The sequence below is a fragment of the Streptomyces sp. NPDC058671 genome, from assembly GCF_042716475.1.
Lineage (GTDB): Bacteria > Actinomycetota > Actinomycetes > Streptomycetales > Streptomycetaceae > Streptomyces.
This window is the reverse complement of the sequence record NZ_JBHXSA010000009.1, coordinates 57,124-74,754: the sequence shown is the minus strand read 5'-3', so window position 1 is coordinate 74,754 and position 17,631 is coordinate 57,124. Positions and strand designations below refer to the sequence as shown.

At 73.8% G+C, this 17,631-nt stretch carries 18 protein-coding genes and 1 pseudogene; 9 read left to right on the top strand and 10 right to left on the bottom strand.

Going from position 1 to position 17,631, the window contains the following annotated elements:
• Window positions 1-128: 128 nt before the first annotated feature.
• The gene (locus tag ACFWV2_RS13655; protein WP_384405165.1) at window positions 129-755 is read right to left on the bottom strand and encodes a YigZ family protein; all 627 of its coding nucleotides are present in this window, start codon (window positions 753-755) and stop codon (window positions 129-131) included.
• A gap of 9 nt (window positions 756-764) precedes the next feature.
• On the bottom strand, window positions 765-2,108 hold the full coding sequence (locus ACFWV2_RS13650; RefSeq protein WP_384405164.1) for a PucR family transcriptional regulator: 1,344 nt from the start codon (window positions 2,106-2,108) through the stop codon (window positions 765-767).
• Window positions 2,109-2,343: 235 nt separating this feature from the next.
• Between ACFWV2_RS13650 and ACFWV2_RS13645 the strand changes: the two genes are divergently transcribed.
• Window positions 2,344-2,790 carry a CoA-binding protein gene (locus ACFWV2_RS13645; RefSeq protein ID WP_384405163.1) on the top strand — a complete coding sequence of 149 codons (447 nt, stop codon included), beginning with the start codon at window positions 2,344-2,346 and terminating at the stop codon, window positions 2,788-2,790.
• Window positions 2,791-2,868: 78 nt separating this feature from the next.
• Here the strand turns inward: ACFWV2_RS13645 and ACFWV2_RS13640 are convergent.
• Window positions 2,869-3,431, bottom strand: a pseudogene (locus ACFWV2_RS13640) (YbaK/EbsC family protein).
• Between the two features lie 44 nt (window positions 3,432-3,475).
• A complete protein-coding gene (locus ACFWV2_RS13635) occupies window positions 3,476-4,048 on the bottom strand; it encodes a helix-turn-helix domain-containing protein (protein ID WP_384405162.1) in 573 nt (190 codons plus the stop codon).
• Between the two features lie 104 nt (window positions 4,049-4,152).
• On the opposite strand from ACFWV2_RS13635, the gene ACFWV2_RS13630 reads away from it, so the two are divergent.
• Window positions 4,153-5,016 (top strand): EamA family transporter, encoded by an 864-nt coding sequence (locus tag ACFWV2_RS13630; protein ID WP_384405161.1) that lies wholly within the window; start codon window positions 4,153-4,155, stop codon window positions 5,014-5,016.
• Window positions 5,017-5,068: 52 nt separating this feature from the next.
• Here the strand turns inward: ACFWV2_RS13630 and ACFWV2_RS13625 are convergent, their stop codons facing one another.
• A complete protein-coding gene (locus ACFWV2_RS13625; protein ID WP_360791514.1) occupies window positions 5,069-5,836 on the bottom strand; it encodes an acyltransferase in 768 nt (255 codons plus the stop codon).
• A gap of 131 nt (window positions 5,837-5,967) precedes the next feature.
• Between ACFWV2_RS13625 and ACFWV2_RS13620 the strand changes: the two genes are divergently transcribed.
• A complete protein-coding gene (locus tag ACFWV2_RS13620; protein WP_384405160.1) occupies window positions 5,968-6,495 on the top strand; it encodes a gamma carbonic anhydrase family protein in 528 nt (175 codons plus the stop codon).
• A 147-nt stretch (window positions 6,496-6,642) separates the two neighbouring features.
• Here the strand turns inward: ACFWV2_RS13620 and ACFWV2_RS13615 are convergent, their stop codons facing one another.
• Complete coding sequence (locus ACFWV2_RS13615) at window positions 6,643-7,311, bottom strand: DedA family protein (protein WP_384405159.1); 669 nt, start codon at window positions 7,309-7,311, stop codon at window positions 6,643-6,645.
• 174 nt (window positions 7,312-7,485) lie between these two features.
• Entirely contained in the window at window positions 7,486-7,938 is a 453-nt protein-coding gene (locus ACFWV2_RS13610; RefSeq protein ID WP_384405158.1) for a DUF4442 domain-containing protein, read from the bottom strand.
• Between the two features lie 106 nt (window positions 7,939-8,044).
• Between ACFWV2_RS13610 and ACFWV2_RS13605 the strand changes: the two genes are divergently transcribed.
• Together ACFWV2_RS13605 and ACFWV2_RS13600 are read left to right on the top strand one after the other, a co-directional pair.
• Window positions 8,045-9,160: a hypothetical protein gene (locus ACFWV2_RS13605; RefSeq protein ID WP_384405157.1), complete on the top strand. Its 1,116-nt coding sequence runs from the start codon at window positions 8,045-8,047 to the stop codon at window positions 9,158-9,160.
• Window positions 9,161-9,342: 182 nt separating this feature from the next.
• Window positions 9,343-10,722 carry an MFS transporter gene (locus ACFWV2_RS13600; RefSeq protein ID WP_384405156.1) on the top strand — a complete coding sequence of 460 codons (1,380 nt, stop codon included), beginning with the start codon at window positions 9,343-9,345 and terminating at the stop codon, window positions 10,720-10,722.
• Here the strand turns inward: ACFWV2_RS13600 and ACFWV2_RS13595 are convergent.
• Both ACFWV2_RS13595 and ACFWV2_RS13590 read right to left on the bottom strand, forming a co-directional pair.
• Entirely contained in the window at window positions 10,684-11,529 is an 846-nt protein-coding gene (locus tag ACFWV2_RS13595) for a spermidine synthase (protein WP_384405155.1), read from the bottom strand. The genes ACFWV2_RS13600 and ACFWV2_RS13595 overlap by 39 nt on opposite strands.
• A gap of 96 nt (window positions 11,530-11,625) precedes the next feature.
• Window positions 11,626-12,351 carry a DNA alkylation repair protein gene (locus tag ACFWV2_RS13590; protein WP_384405154.1) on the bottom strand — a complete coding sequence of 242 codons (726 nt, stop codon included), beginning with the start codon at window positions 12,349-12,351 and terminating at the stop codon, window positions 11,626-11,628.
• A gap of 205 nt (window positions 12,352-12,556) precedes the next feature.
• Between ACFWV2_RS13590 and ACFWV2_RS13585 the strand changes: the two genes are divergently transcribed.
• From ACFWV2_RS13585 to lnt, 4 genes are all read left to right on the top strand, one after another.
• Window positions 12,557-13,330, top strand: a complete 774-nt coding sequence (locus ACFWV2_RS13585) for a TVP38/TMEM64 family protein (protein ID WP_384405153.1) — start codon at window positions 12,557-12,559, stop codon at window positions 13,328-13,330.
• 213 nt (window positions 13,331-13,543) lie between these two features.
• Window positions 13,544-14,416 (top strand): undecaprenyl-diphosphate phosphatase, encoded by an 873-nt coding sequence (locus ACFWV2_RS13580; RefSeq protein WP_360791536.1) that lies wholly within the window; start codon window positions 13,544-13,546, stop codon window positions 14,414-14,416.
• Window positions 14,417-14,529: 113 nt separating this feature from the next.
• Window positions 14,530-14,976, top strand: coding sequence for a nuclear transport factor 2 family protein (locus ACFWV2_RS13575; RefSeq protein WP_384405152.1), 447 nt, complete (start codon window positions 14,530-14,532; stop codon window positions 14,974-14,976).
• Between the two features lie 107 nt (window positions 14,977-15,083).
• Complete coding sequence (gene lnt, locus ACFWV2_RS13570; RefSeq protein ID WP_384405151.1) at window positions 15,084-16,766, top strand: apolipoprotein N-acyltransferase; 1,683 nt, start codon at window positions 15,084-15,086, stop codon at window positions 16,764-16,766.
• Here lnt and ACFWV2_RS13565 read toward each other — a convergent pair.
• Window positions 16,711-17,616 (bottom strand): Gfo/Idh/MocA family protein, encoded by a 906-nt coding sequence (locus ACFWV2_RS13565; protein ID WP_384405150.1) that lies wholly within the window; start codon window positions 17,614-17,616, stop codon window positions 16,711-16,713. The two genes, lnt and ACFWV2_RS13565, sit on opposite strands and share 56 nt — an antisense overlap.
• Window positions 17,617-17,631: the final 15 nt, after the last annotated feature.

Here is a 17,631-nt window from a genome sequence, read left to right as displayed (position 1 = left end):
CGCGGCGGCCGGTGCTCGTGGGCCAGGTGTCGCGTGTCACGCGCCGCACGCGCACGCGTGGTCGACCCGCCCGGTGCGCCACACGCGCCGACCGCACGCGCACGCGTGGTCGACCCGCCCGGTGCGCCTCACACGTCGCCGTAGGCCTCGCCGCCCGGTTCGAACGTGGCCGTGCCCGCCGTGGTGTCCGCGAGCCAGGCCCGGAAGGCGGGGACGTCGCTGTCGGGGAGGCCGATCTCGATCGTGACGGCGTCGGCGTACCGCACGTCGCGGACGGTCCGCCCGGTCGCCCTCAGGTCGTTCTCCAGCCTGCCCGCGCGCTGGTGGTCGACCGTGACGGTGGCGAGCCGGAAACGCTGCCGGGTCACCGTGCCCACCGCGTCGAGCGCCTCCCCGACCGCGCCGCCGTACGCGCGGATGAGGCCGCCCGCGCCGAGCTTCACGCCGCCGTAGTAGCGGGTGACGACGGCGACGACGTACCGCATGTCGCGGCGCAGGAGCATCTGGAGCATGGGGACGCCCGCCGTGCCGCCCGGCTCGCCGTCGTCGCTCGCCTTCTGGACGGAGGCGTCGGCTCCGAGGACGTACGCGAAGCAGTGGTGGCCGGCCGTCGGGTGCTCCCTGCGGATGCGCGCGACGAACTCCTGCGCCTCCCGCTCGTCGGCGACGGGCGCCAGCGCGCAGAGGAAGCGCGAGCGGTTGATCTCGGTCTCGTGCACACCCTCGCGGGCCACCGTGCGGTACTGCTCCTGCATCCGGCCAGCCTACGTTCCGCCGGCCGGGGCGTCGGGCGGGCCGGGAGCGGACGCCGGGCCGGCGTACGGCAGGGCGCGCAGGGCCAGGGCCCAGTCGAGGCGGGCCTCGCCGGACTCGCTGGAACGGCCGGTGAGCTCGGCGACCCGGCCGATGCGGTTGAGCACGGTGTTGCGGTGGCAGTAGAGCTGGTCCGCGGCTCGGGACGCCGAGCAGCCGTGGTCGAGCCAGGCCCGGAGCGTGGAGAGGAGCGCGGCCCGTTCGCCGCCCGTGGCGAGCACGGGACCGAGGTGGACGGTGACGATCCGCTCGGCGATGTCGGTGCGCCCGCTGAGCAGCACCTGGGGGAGCCGGTCGTCGAAGGCGGCGATCTCACCGCTGCCCGCCGGGAGGGTACGGAGGGTCTGTTCGGCGAGTCGCAGGGCGCGGCCCGCCTGGGAGAGGCGCTCGAACTCCGGGGAGACCCCCGCGGTGGCCCCGGTCCGTTCGCGCAGGGCGGCCAGGAGCGCGCGCGTGGCGGGGTCGGCTCCCGGCCCGGCCCCCGCGGGTCTCGCGGTGGGCGCGTCGCGGCGGGGCAGCCGGACGATGCCGGCGTACCGGCCGGAGCGGGGCCGCCAGAACGACCACAGGCCCTGGGCCTCCAGGAAGGGCGAGGGATGCGGCTGCGCGGCCGGGTCCTGGGCGGCGACCACGACGACGTACCGGTCGACCACGGGGACACCGAGCGCGGCCGCGGCGGCGGCGGCGACGGCGGGATCGTCGGCGCGGCCGTCGAGCAGCGCCTCGAAGACGGCGACGCGCCGGGTGTCCTGGCGCCGCTGGAGCTCCAGCTGGGCTATCCGGTACGCGTCGGCCATCGCGACCGAATAGCGGTCGATGGTCTCCCAGACCCCGCTCGCCATGTCGAGCTCGGTGTCCCGGCTGTCGGCGTCCCGCCCGGTCCGGCCCCGGAGGTGTTCGGCCATGACCTGCCAGAGCACGCGGCCGCCGCGCCGGTAGGCCCGGAGCACGGTGTCGAGCGGCACTCCCTGTTCGGCGCGGCGGCGGCCGGTCTCGCGCGCCGCCCCTTCGAAGTCGCCGCCGGTCGCGGTGAGGCCGCCGAAGTCCTCCAGGGCGCGCAGCAGGTTGTCGCGGCAGATCGCCCGGAGGTCCTCGCGGGTGACGGGGGCGTCGGAGGCGTACGCACCGGAGTGGGCGCGGATGTCGTCGACAGCGCGGTCGGTGAGCCGGTCGATGTCGGCGAGCAGCGCGGTGGCCAGGGAACGGCGGAGCGCTACGGAGCCGCTCAGGGGCGTGGCGGAGCCGCTCAGGGGCGTGGGGGTTCCGCCGGAGCCGTCCGGCGAGCTGTGCGTCATGGCTGGCACCGTAGCGCCGGGATTTGGCGGATGCCACGGCTCGTGCGGGTCGGCGGGGCCACGGGACGGCCGGACGCGCCGCGTGATGGGCGATTGCACAGCGCGTCCGGCCCGGTGCTCTGACGGACTCCGCACCGTCTCGCCCCGAGAGCTGATCGCCGCTGGGGGGAATCAGGGCGGGGGGCGGCTCGTTGACCGGGTGGACGGACCGCGCCGAGGAAGGGCAGCAGTGACGATGAGCGTCGACACCACGACCACCGAACCCATCGAGTACTCCGCGTCGGAGACCGTACGGCGGATCCTCACGACCGCGGGCGACACATGGGCGGTGGTGGGACTCTCCTCGAACCAGGGGCGGGCGGCGTACGGGGTGGCGGCCGTCCTGCAGCGCTTCGGGAAGCGGATCGTCCCGGTCCACCCGAAGGCGGAGACGGTCCACGGCGAGCAGGGGTACGCCTCGCTCGCCGACATCCCCTTCCCGGTCGACGTCGTCGACGTGTTCGTCAACAGCGAGCAGGCGGGCGGGATCGCCGACGAGGCCGTCGCGATCGGCGTCGGCGCGGTCTGGTTCCAGCTGGACGTGATCGACGAGGCGGCGTTCGCCCGTACCCGCGCGGCGGGGCTCGACATGGTCATGGACCGCTGCCCCGCGATCGAGATCCCGCGCCTCGGCCTCGGCTGATCGGCGCCGGCCCCGGAGTGCCGCCGTCGGCGGAGGCCGACCCGGTCCTGGTCGCACCCCACCGGGCCCCACCCTGTCTCAGTCGACGGGGACGCCGAGGCCTTTCAGGACGACGGCGTCCGGGAGTTGGGCGAAGGCCTCGCGCGGCAGGATGAGCTCGCCGCGGCGGCGGCCGCTGCCGATCAGGACCGAGTCGGTGTCCACCACGGCGGCGTCGACGAGGAGGGGCAGGCGGCGGGGAGGCCGACGGGGGTGATGCCTCCGTGCTCCATGCCGGTCTCGCCGGTCGCGGTGTCCATCGGAGCGAACGAGGCCTTGCGGGCGCCGAGATGCCTGCGCACGACCCCGTTGACGTCGACCCGGTCCGCCGACCTCACGACGTACGCGGCCAGGGTCGGCGCCTCGCCACGTCTGCCCGCGACGATCACGCAGTGGGCGGACCGGCCGAGCAGCGCGGACCCGTGGTGCTCCACGAAACCGGCGGTGTCGGCGACGGCCGGATCGGTGTCCACGTACAGCAGTTGATCCGCCGGTACGGGCCCGGTCCAGGCGCGGACGGCGGCGGCGACGGGTCCGGTCAGGAGGTCGAGGCCGTCGGGGGCGGGCGTGGCGTCGTCGAGGTCTCCGAGGGGTGCGCGCATGCGTCGCACGCCGACAACCGGCGCGCGGGCCGCGGTCGCCGGTCTCAGCGTACGGGCGGGATGGAGACGGCCATCGTCATCTCGGCGGGTTCGGCGCCGTCGTTGCGGTAGGCGTGCGTCGTGTTGGCCTCGAAGGCGGCGGAGGTGCCGGCCGGAAGGGTGTGCTCCTCGCCGTCGACGACGAGCGTGAGGACGCCGGCGGTGACGTGCAGCAGTTCGACCGTGCCTTCCGGGTGCGGGTCGGAGGCACTGCCGTCGCCGGGCATGAGGGTCCAGGACCAGAGCTCCAGGGGGCCGCGGGCCTCGGTCCCGACGAGGAGCGTGGTGTGGCTGCCGGTGGAGGTGGACCACATGCGGACGGCCTGGTCGGGCGGGACGAGCCGGACCTGGGGGCCCTGCTCGTAGTCGAGGAGGGTGGTGATGGAGACACCGAGGGCGTCGGCCAGCTTGACGGTGGTGCCGACGCTGGGGTTGGTCCGCGCCTGCTCGATCTGGATGATCATGCCGCGGCTGACGCCGGCCCGCGCGGCGAGGGCGTCGAGGGTGAGACTCCGCTCCTTGCGCCAGCGCTTGAGGTTCCGGGCGAGCGACTGCGTGAGCTGATCGAGGTCCGACACATTCCGTCCAATATTTTGGATGACAGAGTTCAATGCACTGAACTACGGTGGGGTGCACCCGATTGTTCACTGCACTGTACTGCCGTCCGAGACTGCGAGGACCCATGACCGCCCTGTTCGCCCTGGCCACCAGCCTGCTGTGGGGTCTCGCCGACTTCGGCGGCGGGCTCCTCACCCGCCGGATCCCGGCCCTCACGGTCGTCGTGGTCTCCCAGGTCCTCGCGGTCCTCGTCCTCGGCGCCGTCGTCCTCGCGACCGGCGCCTGGTCGGAGGCGGGACCGCAGCTCTGGTACGCCGTGGGGGCGGGCGTCGTCGGCCCGGCGGCCATGCTCGCCTTCTACAAGGCGCTGGCCCTCGGCCCCATGGGCGTGGTCTCCCCGCTCGGTTCGCTCGGCGTGGTCGTCCCGGTCTCGGTCGGCCTCCTCGTCGGCGACCGCCCGGGACTGCTCCAGTTCGCCGGGATCGCGGTGGCGGTCGTCGGCGTGGTCCTGGCCGGCGGGCCCGAGCTGCGCGGGGCACCCGTCCAGCGCCGGGCGGTCCTGCTGACGGTGGTCGCGGCCTTCGGCTTCGGGTCGGTGATGGCGCTCATCGCGGAGGCCTCCACGACGGTCACCGGCCTCTTCCTCGCCCTGTTCGTCCAGCGGGTCACCAACGTCCTGGTGGGCGGCGGAGCCCTGTACGCCTCGGTGAAGCGCGGCGGCCGGGCCCTCCCCGCGGGCGGCCCGCAGGTGATCCGGGCGGCCCTCCCGGCCCTCGCCTTCGTCGGCCTCGCCGACGTCGCCGCCAACGGTACGTACGCGATCGCCGCCCAGCAGGGTCCGGTCACCGTCGCCGCCGTCCTCGCCAGTCTGTACCCGGTGGTGACGGCGCTCGCGGCCCGTGGCGTCCTCAAGGAACGACTCCGGGCGGTCCAGGCGGCCGGCGCGGGCCTCGCCCTGGTCGGCACGGTCCTGCTCGCGACCGGCTAGCGCCCGTCCGGGAGTCCCGCCCGGCTCTACTTCCCGGGAAGTCCCCGGCGGCTCACGGGGAGACGGTCTCGGAGCTGCCCGTACGCCCGGCCTCCCAGGCCGCGAGCGCCTCCAGCTGTGCGGCGGTGACATGTTCCGGGATCGGGACGGGGGCCGGGGTGCGCAGCGGCGGCTGCCAGCCCTTCTCCGGGTCCCAGCCGCGGACGACCCGGGCCGGGGCGCCCGCCACGACCGAGTGGTCGGGCACCTCACCGCGTACCACCGCGCCCGCCGCGACGACCACGTTGCGGCCGAGCCGGGCGCCGGGAAGGATCACCGCGCCCGTGCCGAGCCAGCAGCCGGGGCCGATGGTGACCGGCGCCGAGCGCGGCCACTGACGGCCGACGGGCTCGTCCGGGTCGTCGTAACTGTGGTTGGTCGAGGTGATGTAGACGTACGGGCCGCAGTAGGTGTCGGAGCCTATGGTCACCTTCGCGTCGGCGATGACATGGCTGCCCCGGCCGAGGACGACCCCGTCACCGAGGGTCAGGACCGTGTCCGTCCCGAGGTCGAGGCCCGGCAGCATGCCCGCCGTCAGCGTGACCTGCTCCGCGACGATGCAGCACTCGCCGATCTCGATCCAACGCTCGCCGAAGACCGTGCCCTGCGGGAAGGCGAGCCGGGTGCCGGCGCCGAGCCTGCGGAAGCGCAGCTTCCCGGGGTGCTCGGCGGTGACGGAACCGGCCTCCTGCACCCAGCGCCACCCACCCTGCACGGCACGCGCGAGGACCCGGCGCCGCCAGGCGGCGAGAGAGGAGAACGTGTTTCTGTTCCTGGGCACCCGGACACCGTAGTCGGCGCCGTCGTGCCTGATCGGTGCGGTGCGCTGTGATGTCCGTCATGAGCACGGCATAGGGTGCGGCCGGGGGCATCCCCGGGCGTGGCACGACGGCTGACGATCAGGAGCGAACCATGACAGAGGCGTTGATCAAGGGTGTGGGCGGCAAGGAGCCGCTCATCGACCCGACCGCCTTCACCGCCCCCACCTCCGTGATCCTCGGCGAGGTGACGCTCGGCCCCCGCGCCAGCATCTGGTACCACACGGTGCTTCGGGCGGACTGCGGTCCCATCGAGATCGGCGAGGACGCCAACGTCCAGGACGGCACCACCGTCCACGTCGACCCCGGCTTCCCCGTCTCGATCGGGGCCCGTGTGACCGTCGGTCACAACGCGACCGTGCACGGCTGCGTCATCGAGGACGACGTCCTCGTCGGGATGGGGGCGACCGTCCTCAACGGGGCACGGATCGGCGCCGGCTCACTCGTCGCCGCGCAGGCGCTCGTCCCGCAGGGGATGGAGGTCCCGCCGGGGTCGCTGGTCGCCGGCGTCCCGGCGAAGGTGCGTCGTCCGCTGACCGACGAGGAGAAGGCGGGCATCCGGCTCAACGCCGAGATGTACCTCCACCTCGCCAGGAGCCACGCCGAAGCCTTCGACGACTGAGCATGTCTGAGCAGGACTGAGCAGGACTGAGCCGATCCGAGGGAGGACGGAGACGTCCGGCCCGGGGACACGGAGGAGGGCGGCACCCGTCGGCGGGTGCCGCCCTCCTTCACGTACGCGCGTGAACTCCCCTGCGCCTTGGGGACGTCAGTCCGCGACCCCGACCGGCTCCGGCGCGGCCTCGACGGCCTGCGCACGCTCCGCGTGCTCCGCCGCCGCCTTCTTCGCGCGGTTCTTGATGATCAGCATCGAGGCGACGCCGATCAGTACGGCGAGGACGAGGCCGAGCCACGAGAAGCGCTTCAGCCACGCCTCGGCGACGATCCCGACCGAGTAGATGACGGCCGTCGTGCCGCCGGCCCAGAGGATGCCGCCGAAGACGTTGGCGATGAGGAACTTCCAGTACGGCATGTGGAGCACACCCGCGAGCGGCCCGGCGAAGATGCGGAGCAGCGCGACGAAGCGGCCGAAGAAGACCGCCCACATGCCCCACTTCTGGAAGGAGCGCTCGGCGAGGCCGATGTTCGCCTCGCTGAAGTGCTTCGGGAACTTCCCGCCCAGCCAGGCGAGCAGCGGCCGCCCGCCCTTGCGACCGATGGCGTAGCCGATCGAGTCGCCGATGATCGCGCCGGCGATGGCGCAGGCGCCGAGCACCCACGGGTTGATGTCGCCGTGCTGCGAGGCGAGCAGCGCCGAGCTCACCAGCACGATCTCGCCCGGCAGCGGGATGCCCAGGCTCTCGAGCCCGATCACCACTCCGACAAGGACGTAGACGGCGACCGCGGGGATCGTCTCCAGCCACTCCTGGACGTGCAACGCGGCTTCCTCCCGTTTCGACTGCCCTGCCGCGCCGGCCCGTGGTCGGGTATACGGCGCAGACGCGCACCGCGGCGGGCACGCCGGGGCAGCCTACCCGGTCGCGGCGGGCCGCCCGGAGCGCGGCCGCCCCCGCACCCACGGGGGTACGGGGGCGGCGCGCGGTGTCCGGGGTCAGGCGTTCGGGCGCAGGGTCCAGACGACGGTCATCTCGCCGGTCACGGCGCCGTCCTCACGGGTGATGTCGATCCGCACCGGGAACTCCGGCCGCTCACCGGCGTCGAGCTCGGCGACGATCTCGGCGGCCGGGCGGCCCAGGGTGGCGGTGGCGGTGACGACGCCCATGGCGAGCTTCTTGTAGCCGATCTCGGCCCTGACGGCGAGCGGCACCGCGCGGCTCAGCTGGTCGCCGAACGCGGCGAGCACGATGGCGCCGCTGGCGGACTCGGCGAGCGTGAACATGGCTCCGGCGTGCGGACCGCCGAGGTGGTTGTGGTAGGCGGCCTGGTCCGGCAGGCGCACGACGGCGCGCTCGGCGGTGGTCTCCAGGAACTCCAGGTTCAGGGTTCCGGCCATGGGCACCGTGGCGGCGAGCATCTCGCCGACGGACATCTGGTCTGCGCTCATGACCGTGATGTTACCCACGGGTAGCACCCTTGGCCATACCCCGGCGGTCCCCCGGTGCCGGGGCGGGCGTGGTCGCGGGACCCGGGCACCTCTATGGTTACTGGCCATGTGGCCAGGACAGCAGCCGCCCGGGGGCGAGCAGAACCCGCAGGACCAGAATCAGAACCCCTACCAGCAGTCGGGGTACCAGCAGCCGAACCCGTATCAGCAGCCGCCGGCCCAGCCCGGGTACCAGCAGCCGCCGACACAGCCCGGCTACCCGCAACAGCCGCCGGCGCAGCCGGGGCACCCGCAGCAGGGGTACGGACAGCAGCCCGGTTACGGCCTGCCGAACCCGTACCAGCAGCCGACCGTGCCGCAGCAGTACGCGGTGCCCGGCCCGGGTGTGCCCGGCGGTCCCGACGGCGGGAAGAAGAAGCAGACGACGCTGGTGGCGATCGTCGCCGCCCTCGCCGTGGTCGTCGCGGCCGGTGTCACCGGCTTCCTGGTGCTCGGCAAGGACGACGAGAAGCAGCCGACCGCCGACGGCACGAACCCGTCCGCACCGCCCTCCGCGCCGGCGAGCCCGTCGACGGACCCGAGCGGCACCCCGTCGATCGCCAACCCACGCGACGGCGCCGCCCATCAGCCGACGATCCCCGGCTGGAAGGTCGTCTACAACCCGAAGTACAACACCCTCTTCGACGTACCGCCGGAGTGGGAGGTGATGAAGTCGGGGATGATCACCGCGTTCGAGGACGAGAAGAAGAACGACGGCAGCCCTCTGATGACGATGACGTCACCGACCCGCCTCAAGAGCGAGTGGTGCACGTACGACGTCGACAAGAACGGCACCCCCGAGACCTGGGGCCTGAGCACCGCGGGCACCAAGGGCGGCCAGGGCGCCAAGAACACCGCGGACGCGGCGTACGGCGAGGCCGGTTCGTGGGTGTGGGGCGGCTACGCGCAGCACATGCCCAAGAACACCATCAAGATCACCAAGGCCGTTCCCTACAAGACGGCCTCCGGGCTCACCGGCAGCATGGCGACCGCCACGGCCCCGGGCGTCAAGAAGCGCAACAAGTGCGAGACCGACGGCAAGTCGATCGCCTTCACCTTCAAGAACGCCGCGGGCGACTTCACGACCTGGGTGCTCTACGCGGTCGACGGGGTCACGGGCGAACTGCCCGACGCCACCATCCGGCAGATCCTCTCGACGGTCCGCCTGGCACCGGAGTCCTGACCCGCCGGTTCGGCGGACCGGCCGAGGGACCGGTCCGCCGAACCGGACGGCGACTCGGGCCGGGCAGCCAGGGAGCGGCGTGGATGCCGACGGGCCCGGCAGCCGGGTCGGGGCTCGGGCAGCGGGTCGGGTCCACCGATAACGGCTTGGCATCGGGGCAGGTCAGCGGGGATAGTCCCGGGGTGACCAGTCCCGCCGCCGCCCGCCGCACCCCGCTCGGTTCCCGCCGCCCCGAGTGGGCCGGCCGCAACTACGTCCTCCTCACCGCCGCCACGATCGTGACCAACCTCGGCACGCACGGCGCCCTGATCGCCACGACGTGGGCGGTCTTCGAAGCCGACGGAGGCGCGGGCGACGTGGGGCTCGTGGCGATGGCGCGCTTCCTGCCGCTCGTCCTCTTCCTGCTGATCGGCGGCGCCGTCGCCGACCGGGTGCCCCGGCACCGGGTGATGGTCGCCGCCAACGCCCTCAACTGCGTCTCACAGGCCGTCTTCGCCGCCCTCGTCCTCGCCGGCGAGGCCCGCATCTGGCAGATGATGGTGCTCACCGCGCTCTGCGGCACCGGCCAGGCGTTCTTCAACCCTGCGGCGGAGGGCATGCTGCTGTCCAGCGTCAGCGGCGAACAGGCGAGCCGTGCCTTCGCCGTCTACCGGATGGCCATGCACAGCGCGACCATCGGCGGCGCCGCGCTCGGCGGCGCCCTCGTCGCCTTCGTCGGACCCGGCTGGGTGCTGCTGATCGACGCGGTCGCCTTCGCCGTCGCGGCCGGGCTGCGCGCCTTCCTCGACGTGAGCGGCATCCCCGAGCGGGCTCCGGGCGGCGGCCTCTTCGCCGATCTCCGGGAGGGCTGGCACGAGTTCGTCGGCCGGCCCTGGCTCTGGTCGATCGTCGCCCAGTTCTCCGTGGTGGTGGGGCTGATCGGGGCCGTCGAGTCGGTGTACGGGCCGCTGGTCGCCCGCGCCGACCTGGGCGGCGCGCGACCCTGGGGTCTCGCGCTCGCCGCGTACGGCGTGGGGACCCTCGCGGGCGCCGTCCTGATGGCGCGGTGGAGGCCGCGGCGGATGCTGTTCGTCGGGACGCTGTGCGTGTTCCCGATCGCCCTGCCGTCGGCGGCGCTCGCCGTCCCCCTCGACGCGGTGGGGCTCGCGACCGCCATGTTCGTGAGCGGCGTTGCCATCGAGGTCTTCGGCGTCTCGTGGATGACGGCCCTGCACCAGGAGATCCCGGAGGAGAAGCTGTCCCGGGTCTCGGCCTACGACTGGTTCGGCTCGACCGCCCTGCTGCCGCTGACGACGGCGCTGGCGGGCCCGGCGGAGAGCGCGTTCGGCCGGAGCGAGGCGCTGTGGGGCGCGGCGGCGCTCATGGTCCTCGTCACGGCCCTGGTCCTGGTGGTGCCGGACGTACGGAATCTGACCCGGCGTCCGCACACGAAGGAGATCCCGGGCCCGGCTCCTGTCCCCGCGCCCGTACCGGGCCCGGCCCATGTGCCCGCGCCTGCGCCAGGTTCCGGTTCCGGGTCCGCCTCAGCCGATCCCGAAGGCGCCGTCCGGCGGGACGGGTGAGGGTACGGCTCCCGCGTCGAGGACCGGTTCCGCGGCTCCCGTGAGCCGGACGAGCGTCTTCCCGTGCTCCACGCGCGCGGGGAAGGCGTCGGCCGCGGCCCGGCGCGCGAGGTGCGCGACGTCGATCTCCCGGCCGGAGGCGACCAGGACCGCGTTCCCGAAGCGGCGGCCCCGCAGTACGGACGGTTCGGCGACCAGGGCGAGCTCGGGGAAGACGGCGGCGAAGGTGGCGAGCTGGGAGCGGAGGAACGCGAAGGGCGCCCCGTCGGCCAGGTTGGCGGCGTAGATCCCGTCGGCTCGCAGGACGCGCCGGACCTCGCGCGCGTACTCGACGGACGTGAGGTGGGCGGGCACCCGCGAGCCGCCGAAGACGTCTCCGACGACCAGGTCGGCCGAGGCCGCGGGGGCCGTCTCCAGCCACCGCCTGGCGTCGGCGGCGTGCACGGTGATCCCGGAGCCCGGGGGCAGCGGCAGGTGTTCCGCGACGAGCGCGAGCAGTCCCCGGTCCGCCTCCACGACGTCCTGGCGTGACCCGGGCCGGGTGGCGGCGACGTACCGGGGCAGGGAGAGCGCCCCGCCGCCCAGGTGCAGGACGTCGAGCGGCGTCCCGTCGGCGGCGGCGCCGTCGACGACGTGGGCGAGCCGGCGCGCGTACTCGAACTCCAGGTACGCCGGGTCGTCGAGGTCGACGTACGACTGGGGCGCGCCGTCGACCGTCAGGAGCCAGGCCCGCTCCCGGTCCACATCGGGCATGAGGCGCGCGGTGCCCTGGTCGACCTCGCGGATGACGGGGATCTGCTCGTTCACGTGGTCATTGTGCCGGGGGTGGGGACGGAGCGAGTCGGCCGGCCTGCCGGGGCCGGCGGCTCGGAGGTGCTTGGGGGCTCGGAGGTGCTTGAGGGCTCAGAGGTGCTTGAGGGCCTCGCGGGTGGAGAGGGGAGCGAGACGGGTGGTGTGCGCGGTGACGAAGGCGCGGACCTCGTCGGGGGCGGTCTTGGCGTATTCGCGCAGGGCCCAGCCGATGGCCTTGCGGAGGAAGAAGTCGGTGTCCGGCGCCCGGCGCAGACAGTGGGCGAAGAGCCGGTCGGCGTCCGTGGCCCCCTTGAAGCGGAGCTGGTGGAGGAGCGCGGTGCGCGCCACCCACGGGTCCTCGTCCTCGATCCACTCGTCCATGCGGTCGCCCAGGGCCGGGTCGGCCGCGACGAGACCGCCGACGACATGGGCGGCGAGGTGGTCGACGGTGTCCCACCACGGGACGGTGGTGACGAGCCGGCAGGCCACGGGCAGGAAACCGGAGGAGCAGCGCCTCACATGGCGGCGGAGGTAGTCGACGGCGAAGTAGTGGTACTCGCGCTCGGGCAGTGCGAAACAGCGCAGGGCGACGGCGGCGCAGTCGTCCTCGTCGGGGACCGGGACGCCGTCGAGGACGGTACGGGACAGGGCCCGGCGCTCGGGGGTGCGCACGCCGAGGAAGGGGGCGACGCCCTTCATGTACGCGACCATCTCCTGCGCCCGGAAAGGGTTTCCGGCGGGCGGGTAGACGCTGGTGAGCCGAGCGAGCACGGTGTCGGCGAGGGCGCTGCGGGGCCCGTCGGCGAGGCCGTCGTCCGGCGGCGTGATGTCGGTCATGGGTCTCCCTGCCGTGGGGCGTCCAGCTCCGGATCCGAACGGAACAGGACGGCGCGGGTGCCGAGTCCCCGGCCGGACATGCCACACGGGCCACCGAACTCCCCGGACCGGACGGACATGCCGCACGGATCGCCGGGCTCCCCGGTCCGGACGGACATGACGCACATTACGGCGATCATACGGACGCGTCCGTTAGTCTCCCCGAATGCTCGCTCCCGTGCCCCGGCCGCCGGGCTCCCTCGCCGTCCGCTGCTCCCGGGTTCTGCTCTCGCCCCGCGCGCGGCTCTCCCTGCTCGCCCTGCTGCTGCTCACGGCGGCGGCCCTCGTGGTGTTGTACGAGCCGCAGCGGTTCCTCTCATCGGGCTGGCCGCCACGGACGAGCGGCGCCGGGGCGGTGCTGCTCTTCGGCCTCGGGTACGGGGTGTGCACGGCGGCGTTCGTGCCGCGGCCGGTGCTCAATCTGGCGGCGGGCGCGCTGTTCGGTTCCGCCGCGGGTCTGACGTCGGCGATCGCGGGGACGGTCCTGGGCGCCGGGATCGCGTTCACCCTCGGGCGGCTCCTCGGGCAGGACGCGCTGCGGCCGCTGGTGCGGGGCCGCTGGCTGACGGCGGCGGACGGCCAGCTGAGCCGGCACGGATTCCGTTCGATGCTGGCGATCCGGTTGTTCCCCGGGGTGCCGTTCGCGGCGGCCAACTACTGCGCCGCGGTCTCCCGGATGGGGTACGCGCCGTTCCTCCTCGCGACGGCGATGGGCTCGGTGCCGAACACGGCGGCGTACGTGGTGGCGGGTGCCCAGGCCGGTGAGCCGGGCTCGCCGGCCTTCCTCTTCTCCGCGGGCTTCATCGTCCTGTCCGGTCTGGCCGCGGCGGTGGTGGCCTGGCGCAAGCGCCACGCCCTGCGGGCCCCCGCGCGGAACCCGGTTCCCTCCACGGCGCCGGACGGCGCGCCGGAGCCCGAGCCGGTGGGCATCGCCCGCTGACGATCGGGCAGAGCGCCTCGACAGGGGGTCCCTCGGGGCGGCGCCCTGGCGACGGCGAGATCTTCGGCGCGCACCTCCGGACACCGGGCTGTCGGACGGCAGGCGGGTCCGACGGACCCTCAGGAGGCCTGAGCACGGGCGATTCACCTCGGGACGGTACGCTGCGCACGACCTTCTGACCGCACACGTACATAACGGGACGGCCCTAGCCCCATGAGTTGGTTCGAATCGTTCATCCTCGGACTCGTCCAGGGGCTGACGGAGTTCCTTCCCATCTCCTCCAGCGCGCACCTCCGGCTCACCGCGGCGTTCGCCGGCTGGCACGACCCGGGCGCGGCCTTCACCGCGATCACCCAGATCGGCACGGAGACAGCGGTCCTGATCTACTTCCGCAAGGACATCGCCCGGATCGTCTCGGCCTGGTCCCGCTCCCTCACGAACAAGGCGATGCGCTCGGACCACGACGCCCAGATGGGCTGGCTGGTGATCGTGGGCTCGATCCCGATCGGTGTCCTCGGCGTCACGTTCAAGGACCAGATCGAGGGCCCCTTCCGCGACCTGCGGCTGATCGCCACCACGCTGATCGTCATGGGCGTCGTCCTCGGCATCGCGGACCGGCTGGCCGCGCGCGACGAGGCCGGCGGCCGTCACCGGGTGGTCCGCGAGCGCAAGACGCTCAAAGAGCTCGGCGTGAAGGACGGCCTGATCTTCGGCCTCTGCCAGGCGATGGCCCTCATCCCGGGCGTCTCGCGCTCGGGCGCGACGATCTCGGGCGGCCTGCTCATGGGCTACACCCGCGAGGCGGCCGCCCGCTACTCCTTCCTCCTCGCGATCCCGGCGGTCCTCGCCTCCGGCGTCTTCGAGCTGAAGGACGCGGGTGAGGGCCATGTCTCCTGGGGGCCGACGATCTTCGCCACGATCATCGCCTTCGTCGTCGGCTACGCGGTGATCGCGTGGTTCATGAAGTTCATCACCACCAAGAGCTTCATGCCCTTCGTGATCTACCGCATCCTCCTCGGCATCCTGCTCTTCTTCCTGGTCGGCACGGACGTCCTGAGCCCCCACGCGGGCGAGTCCGCCGACTGACCGAACGTCAGCCCAGGGCTCCCGCGCCCCGGTGCCGTCCCGCTTCCCCGCCACGGCCGCGCGGACCCCGCACGCCTCTTGGCCCCGAGCGCCCGCTGCCCGACACTGAGCCGATGACGCAGCGCGTGGACCTCGCGACCGTGATGGACCGAATCGCCGTCGACGACCTGATCACCGGGTACGCGGCAGCCGTGGACGACGCCGACTGGAGCGCGTACCGGGAGCTGTTCGTCCCGGACGGCCGGGCCGACTACCGGGGGTCGGGCGGGATCGAGGGGCCGGCCGCCGAGGTGGCCGGCTGGCTCGCGGAGACGATGACGCTCTTTCCCGTACGCCAGCACCTCATCGTGAACCGGCGGGTCAGCTTCCGGGAGCCGCCCGGGTATCCGGAAGCGGGTGACGCGGCCGACGTCCGTGCCGACTACGTCAACCCCATGCGGTTCGCCTCCGGCGAGGACTTCGTCTGCGGCGGGCGCTACGCGTTCACGGCCCTGCGGACCGCCGAAGGCTGGCGTCTGCGCTCGGTCGTCGTCGACGAACGCTGGCGCCGGCACCCGTGAGCCCGCCCGCGCCGTGGATCCTTCGGGCCGGGCCGAACTCCCGGGTCCCGTGGGCCGCGCCCCGCTCCGTCACGCCCGACACTGAAGGCGAGGGCGGGAGGCATGCCATGCGGATTCCGTTCGGGAGCCGGGAGCGGGCGCGGGAACGGGAGCGCGGCCGGACCCGGACCGAGGGTGAGGGTTCCGGGCCGCGCCGGGGCCCGGCCCGGCCGCGCGGTGGCTCGGACCACGACCGGGCGCGACGGCGGCGCGGGGTCGCCCGTTCCCTGTGCGCCGTCGGCTGTGGTGCGCTGCCCGCGCTGGCCTTCCCGGCCCCCGGCCTGTGGTGGTGGGCGTATCTCTCGCTCGTCCCGTGGCTGCTCCTGATCCGTACGGCTCCGGGGGCGCGCCGTGCCGGCCTCGACGGCTGGCTGGGCGGTGCCGGTTTCGTGCTCGCCGTCCACCATTGGCTGCTGCCCAGCCTGCACGTCTTCCTGCTGCCGCTCGCCGCGCTGGTGGGTGTGCTGTGGCTGCCGTGGGGCCGGCTCGTACGGTCGCTGCTCGGCGGCGCGCCCTCGTCTTCACGGGCCGCCGCGGCGCTGCTCGCGGTGCCGTCCGGCTGGCTGCTGATCGAGCTGGTCCGTTCCTGGGAGGGTCTCGGCGGTCCGTGGGGGCTGCTCGGGGCGAGCCAGTGGGAGGTGCCTGCGGCGCTGCGGCTCGCCTCGGTCGGCGGGGTCTGGCTGGTGAGCCTGCTCGTGGTGGCGGTCAACACCGCCGTGGTCCTGCTCGTCACGGTGCCGGGGCGGCGGGCCGTCGGGGTCGCGGGGCTCACGGTCTGCGCGCTGGTCGCGGGCACGGCCGCCTGGGGCGTCGGTGCGCCGGGCGAGCGCGGGACGGTGCGGGTGGCCCTGGTACAGCCGGGGGTGTACGGCGGTCCTGACGCTCCGGAGCGGCGGCTGGCCCGGGCCGAGGAGCTGACCCGGTCGCTCGCGGGGCAGCGGCTCGACCTCGTCGTCTGGGGCGAGAGCGGTGTGGGCGTCGATCCGGCGGGGCGTCCCGAACTCGCCGCCCGGCTGGCCGCCCTGGCGCGGGCGGTCGACGCGCCGCTCCTGGTGAACGTGGACGCCCGCCGCGCCGACCGGCCGGGCATCTTCAAGAGCGCCGTCCTGGTCGTGCCCGCGGGGCTCGCGGGAGAGCGCTACGACAAGATGCGGCTCGTGCCCTTCGGCGAGTACGTCCCGGCACGTGAGGTCCTGGGCTGGGTCACCTCGGTCGGCAAGGCGGCGCGGGAGGACCGGCGGCGGGGTACGGCGCCGGTCGTGATGACGCTGCCCGCGTCCGGCTCCGACGCGGCCCGGGGCCTGCGGGTCGGGCCGCTGATCTGTTTCGAGTCCGCCTTCCCCGACATGAGCCGGCGCCTCGTGAGGGACGGTGCCGGGCTGCTGGTCGTCCAGTCGGCGACCAGCACCTTCCAGGAGAGCTGGGCGCCGGCGCAGCACGCCTCCCTGGCCGCGCTGCGGGCGGCGGAGACGGGCCGGCCAATCGTCCACGCGACGCTCACCGGTGTCAGTGCCGCGTACGGTCCGGACGGGCGCCGGATCGGGCCTGTCCTCGGTACGGACGCGAGCGCCGTCGCCGTCCGCGAACTGCCGCGCGCGGTGACGACGACGGGCTACGTCCGGTGGGGCGACTGGCCGTCGTACGGTGCGCTCGTCGTGGTGGGGGCGGTGTGCGCCGCCGAGGGCGCGCGGGCCTTCAGGAGGCCTGGGCCAGGGCCTCGCGTACGACGCGCTCGCACAGGTCGTGGGTGAGGAGGGCGTCCCGGGCGCTGAGGACCCGCCCATCGCGTACGGCGTCGAGGAAGACGAGGACGGCCTGCTCGATGCCGCGCTGGCGGGCCACCGGCACCCAGTCGCCGCGCCGTCGCAGGGTGGGCTGGCCCTTGTGGTCGACGACGTCGGCCAGGTTGAGGACCTGGCGCTTGGTGTCCTGGCCCGAGACCTCCAGGATCTCCTCGGTGGAGCCGTTCATCCGGTTCATCATGCCGATGGCGGTGAAGCCGTCGCCGGAGAGCTGGAGCACGACGTGGTGCATGAGCCCGTCGCGGACCCGGGCCCGTACGTCGACGTGCTCGACCTCGCCCGGGAGCAGGAACCGCAGGGTGTCGACGACGTGGATGAAGTCGTCGAGGACGAGCGTGCGGGGGTCCTCGGGCAGGCCCACCCGGTTCTTCTGCAGCAGGATCAGCTCGCGCGGGTGCTCGACGCACTGGGCGTAGGAGGGCGCGAGGCGCCGGTTGAAGCCGACGGTGAGGGAGACCGACCGCTTCTCGGCGAGTTCCACGAGCCGCTCGGACTCGGCGTACTCGTAGGCGAGGGGCTTGTCGACGTACGTGGGGACGCCCGCTTCGAGGAGGCGGCCGACGATCTCGGCGTGGACGGCGGTCGGCGCGTGGACGAAGGCCGCGTCGAGTCCGGCGGCGAGCAGCGAGTCGAGGTCGCGGTGGCGCTGGGCGTCCGGCAGGTGGAGGGTGTCGGCGACCCGGTCGAGGGTGGTGGCGGTGCGGGTCTGGAGGTGGAGTTCGACCCCGGGGAGGGTGGCGAGGACGGGGAGGTACGCCTTCTGCGCGATGTCGCCGAGTCCGATGCAGCCAACCTTCACGGGGTCTCCCTTGTC